This is a genomic window from Nocardioides pelophilus, from assembly GCF_014180685.1.
Taxonomy (GTDB): domain Bacteria; phylum Actinomycetota; class Actinomycetes; order Propionibacteriales; family Nocardioidaceae; genus Nocardioides; species Nocardioides pelophilus.
In genome coordinates, this window is the sequence record NZ_JACEHF010000097.1 from 1 (window position 1) to 16,020 (window position 16,020).

General features: G+C 71.1%; 14 protein-coding genes and 1 tRNA gene. 5 read left to right on the top strand and 10 right to left on the bottom strand.

All coding sequences use genetic code 11. The features are described 5' to 3' along the window. From H0488_RS25065 to argS, 5 genes are all read right to left on the bottom strand, one after another. The coding region (locus tag H0488_RS25065; protein WP_376768471.1) for a homoserine kinase at positions 1–425 on the bottom strand (425 nt) is incomplete at its 3' end. After that, on the bottom strand, positions 422–1,531 hold the full coding sequence (thrC, locus tag H0488_RS15110; RefSeq protein ID WP_312856361.1) for a threonine synthase: 1,110 nt from the start codon (positions 1,529–1,531) through the stop codon (positions 422–424). The genes thrC and H0488_RS25065, both read right to left, overlap by 4 nt. Then, positions 1,528–2,859: a homoserine dehydrogenase gene (locus H0488_RS15115; protein ID WP_312856362.1), complete on the bottom strand. Its 1,332-nt coding sequence runs from the start codon at positions 2,857–2,859 to the stop codon at positions 1,528–1,530. Before H0488_RS15115 ends, thrC begins: the two co-directional genes overlap by 4 nt. Then, entirely contained in the window at positions 2,856–4,250 is a 1,395-nt protein-coding gene (gene lysA, locus H0488_RS15120) for a diaminopimelate decarboxylase (RefSeq protein WP_183100096.1), read from the bottom strand. The genes H0488_RS15115 and lysA overlap by 4 nt, the downstream gene beginning before the upstream one ends. Further along, a complete protein-coding gene (gene argS, locus H0488_RS15125; RefSeq protein ID WP_183100097.1) occupies positions 4,247–5,902 on the bottom strand; it encodes an arginine--tRNA ligase in 1,656 nt (551 codons plus the stop codon). Before argS ends, lysA begins: the two co-directional genes overlap by 4 nt. A gap of 94 nt (positions 5,903–5,996) precedes the next feature. Between argS and H0488_RS15130 the strand changes: the two genes are divergently transcribed. Continuing rightward, positions 5,997–6,069: transfer RNA gene (locus H0488_RS15130), tRNA-Arg, on the top strand. 91 nt (positions 6,070–6,160) lie between these two features. Here the strand turns inward: H0488_RS15130 and H0488_RS23685 are convergent. The 3 genes from H0488_RS23685 to H0488_RS15145 all read right to left on the bottom strand — a co-directional run bounded on the left by H0488_RS23685 (position 6,161) and on the right by H0488_RS15145 (position 8,753). Then, positions 6,161–6,784: a C40 family peptidase gene (locus tag H0488_RS23685; protein ID WP_220794621.1), complete on the bottom strand. Its 624-nt coding sequence runs from the start codon at positions 6,782–6,784 to the stop codon at positions 6,161–6,163. Between the two features lie 422 nt (positions 6,785–7,206). Continuing rightward, positions 7,207–8,142 (bottom strand): LCP family protein, encoded by a 936-nt coding sequence (locus tag H0488_RS15140; protein WP_246372202.1) that lies wholly within the window; start codon positions 8,140–8,142, stop codon positions 7,207–7,209. Then, positions 8,142–8,753 carry a hypothetical protein gene (locus tag H0488_RS15145; protein WP_183100098.1) on the bottom strand — a complete coding sequence of 204 codons (612 nt, stop codon included), beginning with the start codon at positions 8,751–8,753 and terminating at the stop codon, positions 8,142–8,144. The genes H0488_RS15140 and H0488_RS15145 overlap by 1 nt, the downstream gene beginning before the upstream one ends. 129 nt (positions 8,754–8,882) lie before the next feature. On the opposite strand from H0488_RS15145, the gene H0488_RS15150 reads away from it, so the two are divergent. Genes H0488_RS15150 through H0488_RS15165 form a run of 4 tightly spaced genes read left to right on the top strand, consistent with a single transcriptional unit; the run spans position 8,883 to position 14,217 of the window. Continuing rightward, on the top strand, positions 8,883–12,680 hold the full coding sequence (locus tag H0488_RS15150; protein WP_183100099.1) for a multifunctional oxoglutarate decarboxylase/oxoglutarate dehydrogenase thiamine pyrophosphate-binding subunit/dihydrolipoyllysine-residue succinyltransferase subunit: 3,798 nt from the start codon (positions 8,883–8,885) through the stop codon (positions 12,678–12,680). A gap of 19 nt (positions 12,681–12,699) precedes the next feature. Further along, positions 12,700–12,876 (top strand): DUF6104 family protein, encoded by a 177-nt coding sequence (locus H0488_RS15155; RefSeq protein WP_183100100.1) that lies wholly within the window; start codon positions 12,700–12,702, stop codon positions 12,874–12,876. Positions 12,877–12,910: 34 nt separating this feature from the next. After that, the gene (locus tag H0488_RS15160) at positions 12,911–13,594 is read left to right on the top strand and encodes a hypothetical protein (protein ID WP_183100101.1); all 684 of its coding nucleotides are present in this window, start codon (positions 12,911–12,913) and stop codon (positions 13,592–13,594) included. Continuing rightward, positions 13,591–14,217, top strand: a complete 627-nt coding sequence (locus H0488_RS15165; protein WP_220794622.1) for an acetoacetate decarboxylase family protein — start codon at positions 13,591–13,593, stop codon at positions 14,215–14,217. The genes H0488_RS15160 and H0488_RS15165 overlap by 4 nt, the downstream gene beginning before the upstream one ends. Positions 14,218–14,224: 7 nt before the next feature. Here the strand turns inward: H0488_RS15165 and H0488_RS15170 are convergent, their stop codons facing one another. Further along, positions 14,225–14,503: an HPr family phosphocarrier protein gene (locus tag H0488_RS15170; RefSeq protein ID WP_183100102.1), complete on the bottom strand. Its 279-nt coding sequence runs from the start codon at positions 14,501–14,503 to the stop codon at positions 14,225–14,227. Between the two features lie 36 nt (positions 14,504–14,539). Next, a partial coding sequence (locus tag H0488_RS15175; RefSeq protein ID WP_183100103.1) for a PTS fructose transporter subunit IIC occupies positions 14,540–16,020 on the bottom strand: 1,481 nt, incomplete at its 5' end.

The window sequence follows — 16,020 nt, forward strand, 5'->3', positions numbered from 1 at the left end:
ACGTTGTCGGGGTGGCCCTCGATCCGCGCGGCGAGGTCGAGCAGCCCCTCGTCGCCCAGCAGCAGCCGGCCGCCCGCGACCAGCTCGCGGGCGAGCCACACCCCGGCGACGATCGCGGCCGACGATGAGCCGAGTCCGCGGGCGTGCGGGATCACGTTGTCGCAGCTGAGCCGGATGCCGGGGGGATGCACGCCGAGCTCGTCGAACGCGGCCCGCATCGCCTTCACCACCAGGTGGCGCTCGTCGAGCGGCACCTCGTCGCTCCCGACCCCGTCGACCTCGACCACGAGCCCGCTCTCGATGACCTCCGCCGTCAGCCGGTCGCGCAGGTCGAGGGCGAGGCCGAGGGCGTCGAACCCGGGTCCGAGGTTGGCTGACGTGGCCGGTACGGACACCCGCACCGGACCGTCGGCGAACGTCGTCACAGCCCGGCAGCCTCGGCGACCGCGGCAACCTCCGGGACGACGACGTCGTCGACGACCGTGCCGCCCGCCTCGGCGAAGCCCTCGAGCGCGGTCGCGGTGTCCTTCAGACCGTGGCCGGTCACCGTGATCACGATGCTCGAGCCGGTGTAGGACTCGCCCTGCTCCAGCTCCTGAAGCAGGCCCGCGACACCGGCCGCGCTGGCCGGCTCCACGAACACGCCGTCGTGGCGGGCGAGCTCGAGCTGCGCGGCGAGGATCCGCTCGTCGGTCACCGACGCGAACCGACCGCCGGACTCGGCCGCGGCCTTCTCTGCGAGCGTCCAGGAGGCGGGGTTGCCGATCCGGATCGCGGTCGCCCGCGTCTCCGGGTCCGGGAACGGCTCGCCGGTGACCAACGGGCTGGCGCCGGCGGCCTGGAAGCCGCGCATCACCGGCTTGCGCGTGATCCGGCCGAGGTCGGCGTACTGCTGGTAGCCGAGCCAGTACGCCGAGATGTTGCCGGCGTTGCCCACCGGGAGCAGGTGGTAGTCGGTGGCGTCGCCGAGGAAGTCGACGATCTCGAACGCCGCGGTCTTCTGGCCCTGGAGCCGCACCGGGTTGACCGAGTTGACCAGGGCGACCGGGTAGGCGGCGGCCAGCTCCTTCGCGAGCCGGAGGCAGTCGTCGAAGTTGCCCTTCACCATGATCACCTGGGCGCCGTGCAGGATCGCCTGCGCCATCTTGCCGGCAGCGATCTTGCCCTCGGGCACGAGCACGATCGGGTTCAGCCGGGCCTTGGCGGCGTAGGCGGCCATCGATGCCGAGGTGTTGCCGGTCGACGCGCAGACGACCGCCTGCGCACCCTGGTGCTTGGCGACCGAGATCGCGGCGGTCATGCCGCGGTCCTTGAACGAGCCGGTCGGGTTGTCGCCCTCGACCTTCAGGTGCACCTGCCCACCGGTGAGCTCGGAGAGCCACTCCGAGTGCACCAGCGGGGTGCCGCCCTCGCGGAGCGTGACGGCCGGGGTGTCGGCCGGGATGTCCAGGAGCTCGCGGTACTCCTCGATGACGCCCCGCCACTGGTGCGTCCGTACGGCGGGGCTGCTCACGCCGCTCGCGCTGGTCACTCGTCGGTCCCTTCCACCCTCATCACTGAGGTCACCTCACGCACGATGTCCATCGCGCGCAGCTCGGTCACGGTCGCCGACAGCTGCGCGTCGGTCGCCTCGTGCGACACGACGACCAGCTGGGCGTCGTCGCCGCGGCCCTCCTGCCGGACCGTCTGGATCGACACGCCGTGGGTCGCGAACGCGGTCGCGACCGCGGCGAGCACACCGGCTCGGTCGTCGACGTCGATCGCGACGTGGTAGCGGGTGCGGGTCTCCCCCATCGGCAGCACGGCCCGGTCGGCGTACGCCGACTCGCCGACGCCGCGGGTGCCCTGGCGGTGGTTGCGCGCCACCGTGACCAGGTCGCCGAGCACGGCGCTCGCCGTGGGCGCACCGCCCGCGCCCGGCCCGTAGAACATCAGCTGGCCGGCCGCCTCGGACTCGACGAACACCGCGTTGTAGGCCTCGCGGACGCTCGCCAGCGGGTGCGACCTCGGGATCATCGCCGGGTGCACGCGCACGCTGACGCCCGGCTCACCGGAGCCGTCGGCGGTCGACGCCAGCTCGGCGATGGCCAGGAGCTTCACCACGCAACCCATGTCGGCGGCGGACCGGACGTCGCCCGAGGTGACGTCGCTGATGCCCTCGCGGTGCACGTCGGCGGCGGTGACCCGGGAGTGGAAGGCGAGGCTCGCGAGGATCGCGGCCTTCGCCGCGGCGTCGAAGCCCTCGACGTCGGCGGTCGGGTCGGCCTCGGCGTAGCCGAGCGCCTGCGCCTCCTCGAGGGCCTCCTCGAAGCCGGAGCCCTGGGTGTCCATCTTGTCGAGGATGAAGTTGGTGGTGCCGTTGACGATGCCGAGCACCCGGGTCACCTTGTCGCCGGCGAGCGACTCGCGCAGCGGCCGGAGGATCGGGATCGCGCCGGCGACGGCCGCCTCGTAGTAGAGGTCGCGGCCGGCCTTCTCGGCCGCCTCGTAGACGGTCGGTCCGTCCTCGGCCAGCAGCGCCTTGTTGGCGGTGACGACGGATGCGCCGTTCTCGAGCGCGGCGAGGATGAGGGACCGCGCCGGCTCGATGCCGCCGATCACCTCCACCACGACGTCGATGTCGCCGCGGGTCACCAGGCCGACGGCGTCGGTGGTCAGCAGACCCGCCGGGACCTCGACGTCGCGAGGAGCGTCGAGGCGGCGTACGGCGACACCGGCGAGCTCGACCGGCGCACCGACCCGGGCCGCGAGGTCGCCCGACTGCTCGCCGAGCAGCCGCACGACCTGCGATCCGACGACGCCGCAGCCCAGGACGGCCACCTTGAGGGGCTTGTCACCCTCCACAGTCACAGCACTCACCCGACATCCGTCGCCAACAGGTCGTCCTCAGTCTCCCGCCGCACGACGACGCGCGCGACTCCGTCCCGAACCGCGATCACCGGCGGGCGCAACGCATGGTTGTAGTTGGAGGCCATCGAACGGCAGTAGGCACCCGTGCCGGGGACCGCCACCAGGTCGCCGGCCGCGACGTCGCCCGGCAGGAACTCGTCGCGCACGACGATGTCGCCGGCCTCGCAGTGCTTGCCGACCACCCGCGCCAGGACGGGCGTCGCGTCCGACCTGCGGTCGGCCAGGGTGCAGGAGTAGTCGGCGTCGTAGAGGGCGGTGCGGATGTTGTCGCTCATCCCGCCGTCGACGCTGACGTAGGTGCGGACCGCTCCGGCGTCCAGGGTGACCGGCTTGACCGTGCCGACCGTGTAGACGGTGCACATCGCCGGTCCGACGATCGCGCGGCCGGGCTCGATCGAGAGGCGCGGCTCCTCGATGCCGAGTGCGCGGCACTCGTGCTCGACGATCTTGCCCATCTCGGTCGCGAGCTGCGCCGGGTCGGACGGGTCGTCCTGGGTCGTGTAGGCGATGCCGAAGCCGCCGCCGAGGTCCATCTCGGGCATCGTCACGCCGAGCTCGTCGGACACCCGGTGGTGCAGCGCGAGCACCCGGCGGGCCGCCACCTCGAAGCCGGACGAGTCGAAGATCTGGCTCCCGATGTGGGAGTGCAGGCCGAGCAGCTCGATGCCCGGAGAGGCCTCGAGGCGGCGTACGGCCTCGAAGGCGTCGCCGTTGGTGATCGAGAAGCCGAACTTCTGGTCCTCGTGGGCGGTCGCGATGTACTCGTGGGTGTGCGCCTCGACGCCGGCCGTGACCCGCACCATCACCCGTGCGGGCATCCCGGTGTCGCGGGTGACCATCGCGAGCCGCTCGATCTCCTCGAACGAGTCGACGATGATCCGCCCGACCCCCTCGCCGACCGCGCGCCGCAGCTCGGCGACCGACTTGTTGTTGCCGTGGTAGCCGATCCGCGCCGGCTCGAAGCCGGCGCGCAGCGCGACGGTCAGCTCGCCGGCGGAGCAGACGTCGAGGCAGAGACCCTCCTCCGCGATCCAGCGCGCGACCTCGGTGCAGAGGAAGGCCTTGCCGGCGTAGTAGACGTCCCACCCGGCGAACGCGTCGCGGAACGCCCGGGCCCGGGCCCGGAAGTCGGCCTCGTCGAGGACGTAGGCCGGGGTGTTGTGCTCGGCCACCAGGTCGGCGACGGCCACTCCCCCGACGACCAGGTCGCCGGCGTCGGTCTTGTGGGCGGTGCTCGACCAGAGCAGCGGGACGATGTCGTTGACGTCGCGCGGTGCCTGCAGCCAGGACGGACCCCGCAGGGCGCCGGGCGCGTGCGCCCAGCCGGCTTCGTGGGTCACATCCGCTCCGGTGCGCTGACGCCGAGCAGGTCGAGGCCGTTGGCCAGGACCGTCCGGGTGGCTTCGACGAGCAGCAGCCGGGCGCGGTGGAGATCGGTGATCTCCTCGTCGCCCATCGGCAGCACCCGGCAGTTGTCGTAGAACCGGTGGTAGGTCCCCGCCAGCTCCTCGAGGTAGCGGGCGACGCGATGCGGCTCCCGCAGCTCGGCCGCGCTCGCCACCACCCGCGGGAACTCAGCCAGGGCGCGCAGCAGCTCACCCTCCTTCTCGTGGGTGAGCAGCTCGGGGTGCGATGCCGACGTGACGCCGAGGTCGGTGGCGTTGCGCAGCAGGCTCGACACCCGCGCGTGGGCGTACTGCACCGTGTAGACCGGGTTGTCGTTGGACTGCCGCGTGATCTCGGCGATGTCGAGGGTCAGCGGAGAGTCGGCCGGGTAGCGGGCGAGTGAGTAGCGCAGCGGGTCGACGCCGATCTCCTCCGCCAGCTCGGTGAGGGTCACGATCGTGCCGGCACGCTTCGAGAGCCTGACCTCGGCGCCGTCGCGGAGGATCTTCACCAGCTGCCCGATCATGACGTCGAGCGTCCGGTCGGGGTCGTCCCCCACACACGCCGCCATGGCGCGCAGCCGGCCGACGTACCCGTGGTGGTCGGCTCCGAGCAGGTAGATGCAGTGGTCGAAGCCGCGCGACCGCTTGTTGAGGTAGTACGCCGTGTCGGAGGCGAAGTAGGTCAGCTCACCGTCGGACTTGATCAGCACCCGGTCCTTGTCGTCGCCGAAGTCGGTCGTGCGCATCCACAGAGCGCCGCCCTCCTCGAAGACGTGGCCGAGGTCCTTGAGGTGTGCGAGCGTCTCCGGGACCGAGCCCGACTCGTGCAGCGAGAGCTCGGAGAACCACACGTCGAAGTGGGTGTTGAACATCGCGAGCGCCTCCTGCTGCTCGCGCAGCTGCAGCTCGTAGCCGACCGCCCGCACCGCCGTCCGCCGCTCCTCGCCGGACAGCTCGAAGATCCCGGGCCGGGCCGCCTCGACCGCCTTGGCAAGGTCGTCGATGTAGCCGCCCTGGTAGCCGTCCTCGGGGGTCGGCTGGCCGGTGGCGGCGGCGATGATCGAGTCGGCGAAGTGGTTCATCTGGACGCCGCGGTCGTTGATGTAGTACTCCCGGGTCACCTCGGCGCCCGCGGCGCTGAGCACCCGGCCGATCGCGTCGCCCAGCACCGCCCAGCGGGTGTGGCCGAGGTGGAGCGGCCCCGTGGGGTTGGCCGAGATGAACTCGACGTTGATCTTCTGGCCCGCGAGCGTCTCCGTGTGCCCGTACGACGACCCTGCCGCCACGATGTCGGCAGCGACCTGGCCCTGGGCGCCGGCCTCGACGGTGATGTTGAGGAAGCCCGGACCGGCGACCTCGACCGCGGCGATGCCCTCGGCCTGGCGCAGCTGCTCGGCGAGCAGCTCGCCGAACGCCCGCGGGTTCATCCCGGCCTTCTTCGCCAGCTGCAGCGCGACGTTGGTCGCGTAGTCGCCGTGCCCCTTCTGGCGCGGCCGCTCCACCGTCACCTCAGTCGGGACGCCGTCAGGCAGGGTGAGCGCACCCTGGTCGACGAGCGCCGACAGACCGTCGACGATGGTGGCGGAGAGCTGGGCGGGATTCACCCGGCAAGCCTATCGGCGGCCTCCGGTTTCTCTCGCACGGATATCGCCCGGTAAGGTTCCTGACCGCGCCCTCTCAGCAGTTCGAGGGCGCAGGGCCTCCGTAGCTCAGGGGATAGAGCACTGGTTTCCGGTACCAGGTGCCGCAGGTTCGAATCCTGCCGGAGGCGCCCATTTCTTGGATTGGTCGAGCGCGTCTCCGACGCGTCGTGGAGTCAGCAAGCTGCCGGCGCGCATCTGCCGCCGCGCTGCCGGCCGGGGCTAACCGACCCGGCCGTAGAAGACGCTGCTGGTCCAGATCTGGGCCTTGTTGACGACGTCGCCGGAGCGCGGCGAGTGCCAGACGTAGCCGTCGCCGGCGTAGATCGCGACGTGGTAGACGCCTCCCGAGCCGGTGAAGAACACCAGGTCCCCGGGCTGCGGGTCGCTGACCGGCTGGGCCATGGCGGCCTGCGCCGAGGAGGAGTGCGGCAGCGCGATGCCGACCTGGGCGAAGACGTACTGGGTGAACCCGGAGCAGTCGAAGGCGTCCGGACCGGCCGCGCCCCACGCGTAGGGGTCGCCCGCCTCGTTGCTGGCCAGGGCGACGATCTGCTCGCCACGGCCCTGAGCCGCCTCTGCTGCCTCTCGCTCGGCCCGGAGCTCCGCCCGGCGCTCGGCCCGGAGCTCGGCCTCTCGCTCCGCGCGAAGCTCGGCCTGGCGCTCGACCCGGTGCGGGTGGGCGCGCGGGAGTCCTGGGGCGACCCCTGATTCGGCGGTCCGCTCGGCCGGTGCCGGTACGGCGGGCGCCGGTGCGGAGGCGACGATCGAGGTCGTGGTGAGGGCCGCGACCATCGCGGCCAGGGCAGCGCGACGCGCGCGAGCGCGCACGGACAAGGTGTGCATCGAAGGGGTCCTTCGTCAGCGACGCCTGCGGAGGTGACCGGCCGTCCCGGCCGGTCGAACCTGTCGGGTTCGGGCTGCTGATGCCCGGGTCGAGATGTGCTCTCGGCCTTCACCCCTAGCCGGCGTACCGGCGTACTGCTGGTGTCCCCGTGCCCGTCATCAACATCGAGATCGACGTCTCCCCGTGTCGTGACGGGCCTCGGCGCGGCACGGGCGGCCCCGGCCGTGGCGGCCGAGGACGNGCCGCCCACGCCGCCAGCCAACAGCCGCCAGCCGCCGGCGGCGAAGTCCACTGAACGCCTCGACTGCGAGCGCGGCAGCGTGGCGCGCCGCGGCGAAGCCGCACGGTGCGCAGCCTCTGGGCCGAGCGAAGCGAGGGCCCGGACGGCAAGCACCGTACGCGACACGCTCGCGCCATCAAGTCAGCAGCTCTTGATGTTGGCGTCGTTGCGCGCGTCGTCGCCGTACCGCTTCGCCGCGTCGGTGTTCGGCAGCACGACGCTCGCGCCGCCGATGTTGCCGATGCCGCCCTGCACGACGCAGTTCGTGATTTTCTTCGGGTCGACCTGTGCGATCGCCTGGGCGATCCGGTAGAGCTCCGCCGGCGCGAGGTTGGTGTCGACGTTGTCCATCACGGAGAGCACGCCCCGCTCGATCCAGCCCGCCTTGTCGGCGTTCTCGGCGACCTTCGCCTGGAACCCCTTGAGCACCCGCTGCTGGTTGGCGGACCGGTCGAAGTCGCCGCCGGGGAGCGTCTTCCGGATCCGGCCGAACGAGACCACGTTGTAGCCCTTCAGCACGACCTTGCCGGCCGGGAAGCCCTTGGGCTTGAGGTACTCGTCCGAGAACGCGGCCGGGTTGTCCACCGTGATCGGACCGACGTCCTTGGCGATCTGCTCGAGACCCCAGAAGCTCGTCACGAACACGTAGTCGGGCTCGATCCCGATCAGACCGGCGACCGCCTCCCCCATCAGCTGCGGGCCGCCGAAGAAAAGGGCGGCGTTGATCCGGTTGGAGCCGTAGCCGGGGATCGCGACCCAGCTGTCGCGCGGGATGCCGATCGTCGTCGCGGCGCCGGTACGGGTGTCCATGCCGATCAGCTGCAGGGTGTCGCCGCGGCTGCGCAGCGGGTCCTGTCCGCGCCGGGCGTCGGAACCCACAGCCAGGATCCAGATCACGTCGGGGTCGGTGTCGATCCCCTCGGCGTGCTCGTACTTCACCAGGGTGAAGTACGTCGGCGCGACGCTGCTGTTCGGCACCACGAGCGCGACGACCGCGAGCACCAGGGCGAGCACGCCCGTGCGCAGGGCCCGGCTCCAGGGACGTCCCACCGGACGCATCCGCTTCCTGGTTGCCATCAGCCCCTCACCTCGCCACGCTCGATGTCGAACCCGAACACCCGCCAGCCGCTCTTGGCCGGAGTCAGCAGCAACCGGCCTCGGACCTGGTCGGTGCGGTCGACATCACCTGTGAGCTCGATCACCAGGTTGACGTGGGCAGTGGCACCGGCCGGCTCGCCCCGGGGCGCGAGGACGTCGACCCTGACCAGCCGCCGGGTCGCGGTGACGCCGTCGACGCGATCGCCCACGGCCGCGTTGCTCATCAGCGACCGCTGACGCGCAGCCAGCTTCGCGGCGCCCTCGGTGAATCCCGGGAAGGCGTCGCCGAAGTCGGTGCGGGGGAAGTCCCCGGCGACGTACGCCGCGTCGAGCCACCCGTCGACCACCGCGGCGACGTCGCGCGCGACGTCGCCCGCCGGTCCCTTGGGGAGCGCGCCGACCACTTCGCCGACCTCCACCTTGGTCTCGATCCCCGGCGTGGATGTCGTCGAGGAGCCGTCCCGCGAGCGCTCGGCGGACGGCTCGCCGTCGTCGTCGCCACTGCATCCGCCGAGGCTGAGCACCAGTCCCAGCACCGTCGGGACCGCCAGAACGGCGGCTCGGGTCGGGCGTCCTGGCCAACTGCGCACGACTTGCGGCTCCTCTGCTCCGGACAGGCGTCACACAAACCTTCGTGGTGGGACTAGCCTTGTCCCCGGTCTTCGTCCAGGTCGGACAGACCCTACGCCAGCAGCTCACCGGAAGAGGCGAAGCACGTCGTGTCGCAGTCGACAGGTCCATCGACAAGCAGCGGGTCCAGCGCGGAGGACTTCGGAGCCAACGAGTGGCTCGTCGAGGAGATGAAGGAACGGTTCGACGCCGATCCGACGAGCGTCGACCCGGCATGGGCGACGTACTTCGGTGGGGCGTCGGCGAAGTCGGGCGGCAACGGCCGCACGGCCACTGCCGCTCCCTCCGCGAAGCCCGCAGCCACCACCGCTGCGCCCGCGAAGCCCGCGGCGACCACCGCTGCGCCGGCCGCGAAGCCCGCAGCCGCTCCGGCGGCCCCGGCGGCCCCGGCGGACAGCGCCGCCCCGGCCGCTGCTCGCCCGGCGCCGAAGGCCAAGCCGGCACCCCAGGTCAGCCCGGCGTCGCAGACCACCCCGACGCCCTCGACCGACACCAAGCCCACCCCGAAGGACGCGCCGCGCCCGGCCCCGGCCGCCGCCAAGGACGAGCCGACCTACACCGTGCTCCGCGGCATCCCCGCAGCGACGGCGAAGAACATGGACGTCTCGCTCACCGTCCCGACCGCGACCTCGGTCCGCTCGATCCCGGTGAAGCTGCTGTGGGACAACCGGATCGTCATCAACAGCCACCTCGCCCGCGCGCGCGGCGGCAAGGTCTCCTTCACCCACATCATCGGCTACGCGCTCGTCCAGGCGTTGAAGGCCCTGCCGGAGATGAACAACTCCTACACCGAGACCGACGGCAAGCCGACGATGGTGACCCCGGCGCACATCAACCTCGGGCTCGCGATCGACCAGCAGAAGGCCGACGGCAGCCGGCAGCTCGTCGCGCCGTCGATCAAGGCCTGCGAGACCATGGACTTCGCGGCGTTCTGGACGGCGTACGAAGAGATGATCCGCAAGGCGCGTGACAACAAGCTCACGATGGACGACTTCTCCGGCACGACGGTCAGCCTCACCAACGTCGGCGGCCTCGGCACCGTGCACTCCGTGCCGCGGCTGATGTCCGGGCAGGCCGCGATCATCGGCGTCGGTGCGATGGAGTACCCCGCGGCATGGCAGGGCGCCTCCGAGGTGGTGCTCGCCCGCAACGCCATCAGCAAGGTCATGACGATGACCTCGACCTACGACCACCGCGTGATCCAGGGCGCGCAGTCGGGCGAGTTCCTCAAGCGGGTCCACCAGCTGCTGCTCGGGGAGGAGGGTTTCTACGACGAGATCTTCCGCGCCCTCCGCATCCCCTACGAGCCGATCCGCTGGAACTCCGACATCGCGACCTCGCACGACGACGAGATCGACAAGCAGGCCCGGATCCTCGAGCTGATCCACGCCTACCGCGTGCGCGGCCACCTGATGGCCGACACCGACCCGCTCGAGTACAAGCAGCGCAGCCACCCCGACCTGCGGATCGAGTCGCACGGGCTCACGCTCTGGGACCTCGACCGCGAGTTCCCGACCGGCGAGTTCGGTGGCTCGGGTCGCCGGTTCATGAAGCTGCGCCACATCCTCGGCATCCTGCGCGACTCGTACTGCCGCACCACCGGCATCGAGTACATGCACATCATGGACCCCGAGCAGCGCCGCTGGATCCAGGAGCGGGTCGAGCGTCCGCACACGAAGGAGCCGCGTGAGGAGCAGCTGCGGATCCTGCAGAAGCTCAACGCGGCCGAGGCCTTCGAGACCTTCCTCCAGACCAAGTTCGTCGGCCAGAAGCGGTTCTCGCTCGAGGGTGGCGAGACCACGGTCCCGGTCGTCGACGAGATCTGCGAGGCGGCCGCCCAGGCCGGGCTCGACGAGGTCACCATCGGCATGGCCCACCGCGGCCGGCTCAACATGCTGGCCAACATCGTCGGCAAGTCCTACAACCAGATCTTCCGCGAGTTCGAGGGCAACATCGACCCGCGCACGGTGCAGGGCTCCGGCGACGTGAAGTACCACCTCGGCGCCGAGGGCGAGTTCAGCGCCGGCACGGGCGAGAAGATCAAGGTGTCCGTGGCGGCGAACCCGAGCCACCTCGAGACGGTCGACCCGGTGCTCGAGGGCATCGCTCGCGCCAAGCAGGACGTCCTCGACCAGGGCGAGGCGTTCCCCGTGCTGCCCCTGCTGCTGCACGGCGACGCCGCCTTCGCCGGCCAGGGCGTGGTCGCGGAGACGCTCAACCTCTCGCAGCTGCGCGGCTACCGCACCGGCGGCACCGTGCACCTGGTCATCAACAACCAGGTGGGGTTCACGACGTCGCCCGGTTCGTCGCGGTCCTCGCTCTACTGCACCGACGTCGCCCGGATGGTCCAGGCGCCGATCTTCCACGTCAACGGCGACGACCCCGAGGCCTGCATCCGGGTCGCCCGGCTGGCGTTCGAGTACCGCCAGGCCTTCCACAGCGACGTCGTCATCGACCTGGTCTGCTACCGCCGCCGCGGTCACAACGAGGGCGACGACCCGTCGTACACGCAGCCGCTGATGTACGACCTGATCGAGCAGAAGCGGTCGGTGCGCAAGCTCTACACCGAGTCCCTCATCGGCCGTGGCGACATCACGATCGAGGAGGCCGAGCAGGTCATCCGCGACTACCAGGCGCAGCTGGAGCGGGTCTTCACCGAGGTGCGCGAGGCCGACGAGAAGCCTGACTCGTGGACGACGGTGCCGGACTACCCGGACAAGCCGGAGGGCGAGACCCAGACCGCGGTGCCGTTCGAGACGCTCAAGACGATCGCGGACGCCTACGTCACCCCTCCCGAGGGCTTCACCGTCCACCCGAAGGTGATGCCTCAGCTCCAGCGTCGCGCGGCGGCGATCACCGACGGCCCCATCGACTGGGGCACCGGCGAGATCCTCGCCTTCGGCGCCCTGCTCATGGACGGGCGGCCGGTGCGGCTGGCCGGACAGGACTCGCGCCGGGGCACGTTCGTCCAGCGGTTCGCCACGATCATCGACCGGATCAACGCCGACGAGTGGACTCCGCTGTCGAACCTCACCGAGGACCAGGCCAAGTTCCACGTCTACGACTCGCTGCTCTCCGAGTACGCCGCACTCGGCTTCGAGTACGGCTACTCGGTCGCGCGACCCGAGGCGCTGGTGCTGTGGGAGGCGCAGTTCGGTGACTTCGTCAACGGCGCGCAGACCGTGATCGACGAGTACATCACCTCCGGGAAGACCAAGTGGGGCCAGGACTCGGGCGTCGTGCTCCTGCTCCCGCACGGCTACGAGGGCCAGGGTCCCGACCACTCCTCCGCCCGCATCGAGCGGTTCATGACGCTGTGCGCCGACGAGGCGTTCGTCGTCGCCCAGCCGTCGACACCGGCCTCCCACTTCCACCTGCTGCGCCGGCACTCGCTGGGCGGTGAGCACAAGCCGCTCATCGTGTTCACGCCCAAGTCGATGCTGAAGCGCAAGGAGGCGGCCTCGCAGCCCAGCGACTTCACCTCCGGCACGTTCCAGCCGGTCATCGGCGACACCACGGCCGACCCGGACGCCGTCGACACCCTGCTGCTGTGCTCGGGCCGGATCACCTGGGACCTGATGGTCGAGCGGACCAAGCAGGAGGACTCCGGTCGGTTCGCCATCGCGCGCATCGAGCAGCTCTACCCGCAGCCGCTCGCCGAGCTGCAGGCCGAGGTCGCCAAGTACCCCAACCTCCGGAACGTGCGCTGGGTCCAGGACGAGCCGGCGAACATGGGTCCGTGGCCGTTCTACGGCCTCGGTGTGTTCCCGGAGCTCGGCAAGCAGGTAGAGCGGGTCTCACGGCCGGCGTCGTCCTCGCCCTCGGTCGGCACCGCCAAGCGCCACATCGAAGAGGCGAAGGTGCTGATGGGCAAGGCCTTCAAGTAGCCGCGGCGAGCCTGTCGACATGTACTTCACCGATCGCGGCATCGAGGAGCTCGTGGCGCGCCGGGGTGACGAGGAGGTCACCTTGGCGTGGCTCGCGGAGCGCCTCCAGGAGTTCACCGACGTGCACCCCGAGTTCGAGGTCGCCGTCGAGCGGTTCGCCACGTGGCTGGCGCGCCTCGACGACCCGGACGACTAGCCCGAGGAACGTGCTGGAGGACTAGGTTGTCGCCGTGAGCGACGAGCTGATCGACTACCGCACCTGGGGCGTCGAGTTCTTCCACCAGGCCGTGACCGAGGAGCGGGTGCTCCGCGGGGTCAACGTCCTCTCCGGCCGGCCGATCGACGTGGGTCCGATGGGCGTCGGTCCGGGCAAGCTGGTCAAGGTCACGGCCAAGGGCCAGATCGGTACGGCGACCGGTCGGCGGGTCAGCGACGACCCGGTGTCGTTCCACATCACGCTGCCGGTGCCGATCGAGTTCATGATCGACCTCGGCGTCGACAAGCACCGGTTCAACGCCGAGATCGGGGTGCCGTTGGTGATCGCGGCACGAGCGCGGGAGGACCTCGCGATCGTCCTCGACGTCACGCCGCCGTCGGCGGCGCAGGTGCAGGTCCAGCTCCAGGCGCAGGGGCTGCGCGCGCAGCTGGTCCAGCTGGCCGCCGGTGTCGAGGGCGAGCTCAAGCGCTTCATCGCCAAGTACGTGAAGCGGGAGCTGGCCAAGGACTACGTCCAGCACGCCACGACCATCGACGTCGCCGGCGCCATCGAGCGGGCGTCGCGCGGGATCGGGCCGAAGAGCCCGATCGCCGAGGAGCTCACCGAGGACCTCTCCCCCGCCCTCGAGGCGGACATCCGCGAGAACGCCGACCTCTTCGTGCCCAGCGAGGCCGCGCAGCAGGAACCCACCGCGTGAGCGAGGCGCTTCCCGGCCCGGCGGACTACCCGCCGGCGCCCTGGCACATGCACGGCTCCCTCTGGCTGTCCGCGTTCCGGCTAGCCCACGACGCCGACGCGCGGCATCCGGCCGGCACCTACGGTGTCGCGCTCGTCGACTACGTCGAGCCCAGCCCGTTGACCTACGGCGAGCTGCTCGTCGCCCGCACCACCCGCACCGAAGACGGTCGTCGGGCGGTCACGATCACCGACATCTGGGTCGACTCGCCGGCCTCGCTGGCAGGCGGCCGCGCCCTCTGGGCGATCCCGAAGCAGCTGTGCGACTTCGACCTGGAGAGCTCGTTCCGCGGACCGGTGACGAGCACGGACTGGACCGCCACGATCGACCGGCGCGCGATCGTCGACGCGTCGTTCACGGACGTGTCGCGGGCCGCGCCCCGGGTTCCGTCGAAGGGCCTGGTCGTGCAGCCACCGATCGACGACCACACCGAGCCGGTCACCGTGATGATGACCGGCTCGGCGAGGGCGCTGCCCTGTCGTGGCCGTTGGAGCTTCGCGGCCGACGGCCCGCTGGCGTTCCTCCGGGAGGCCCGCCAGCTGGCGTCGTTCCGGATGGCCTCCTTCCGGCTCGACTTCTCCTGAGCGGCTGCTAGGCCGGGTCGGGCACGTCCTCGGCGTCGAGGTCCTGGGCGACGAGGGCCGCGATCGCGGCGACGTCGGCCTCGTCGTCCCCCGACACCTCGACGGTGTCGCCGTTGGCGGCACCCAGGGTCATGATCAGCAGCGCCGAGGTGGCGTCAACCGGCTCGTCCCCGGGCACGCCGATCAGCACTTCAGACTCGAGCTCGATCGCGGCCTCGGAGATGATCGCGGCGGGCCGGGCGTGGAGGCCGACGGCGGAGCCGACGACCACGGACTTGGTGGGCATGGTGTCTCGTTTCTCTCGAGGTTTCGGCTGGGCAGGTCAGACGGTCACGGGTACGGCGGAGGCGGGCTGCTCCTCGGTCGCCGGGCGACCGATCGACTTGAGCAGGATCACGCTGGCCGCGGCGATCAGCACGCCGGCGACGAGAGCGATCACGAACCCCGCGACGCCGTCGACGGCGAAGAGGACGAAGACGCCGCCGTGCGGAGCGCGGAGACCCACGTCCAGCGCCTGCGCCAGGCCGCCCGTGACCGCGCTGCCGAGCATGATCGAGGGGATCACCCGCAGTGGGTCGGCCGCGGCGAACGGGATCGCGCCCTCGGTGATGAACGACGCTCCGAGCAGCCACGCGGCCTTGCCGTTCTCGCGCTCGGCAGGGTCGAAGAGGCCCGGGCGGACCACCGTCGCCAGCGCCAGCGCGAGGGGCGGCACCATGCCCGCCAGCATCACGGCGGCCATGATCTTCAGCTCGGGGGCGTCGCCGGCGAGGGTCGCCGCCGATCCGACACCGGCAGCCGCGAACGAGTAGGCGACCTTGTTGAGCGGCCCGCCCATGTCGAAGGCCATCATCAGGCCGAGGATCGCGCCGAGGATCACGGCGTTGGAGCCGCTCATGTCGCTGAGCCCGTTCTCCAGCGCGGTCGTGAGCTCGCTGATCGGCTTGCCGAGGACGGTGAGCATCAGGGTGCCGACGACCAACGCGGTGAGCAGCGGGATCACCAGCACCGGCATCAGGCCGCGCGCCCACTTGGCGACCGGCCAGCCGGTGATCCAGTGGGCGACCAGGCCGGCGAGCACACCGCCGACGATGGCGCCGAGGAACCCGGTCTGCGGGGTGCCGAACTGCATGATGTCGGTCGCGAGACCGCCCATGATGAAGCCGGGCGCGATGCCGGGGCGGTCCGCGATCGCGTAGGCGATGTAGCCGGCGAGGGCGGGCACGAAGAACGCGAACGCGGTCTTGCCGATGATGAACAGGATCGCAGCGAGGTAGGCGAGCAGGCCGGAGTCGAACGGCACGTGCTCGAGCCCGAGCGCCTGGACGTCCGGCAGGTTCGTCAGCGAGTTGTTCGCGACGACGTCGGCGAAGACGTTGGTGATGTCGTAGCCGCCGAGCAGGAAGCTGAGCGCGATGAGCAGGCCGCCGGCCGCGACGAACGGGATCATGTAGGAGACGCCGGTCATCAGGATGCGCCGGACCCGGCCGCCCCACGACTCGCCCGCGGTCGCCGTACTGCCGGCGTCGGAGGTGCCGCCGCCCTCGACGCGCGGCGGGTTGGGGTCGTCGGCGAAGCGGAGGGCCTCGGCGATCATCACGTCGCCCTCGTCGATCGGCCGCTTGACGCCGGAGGACACCACCGGCTTGCCGGCGAACCGGCCGCGGTCGCGCACGCCCACGTCGGCCGCGAAGATCACCGCGTCGGCGGCGTCGATCGTGGCCTGGGGAAGCGGCTTCGAGCCGGCCGAGCCCTGGGTCTCGACGGCGATCTCGACGCCGGCACGCGCTGCCGCCGCTTCGA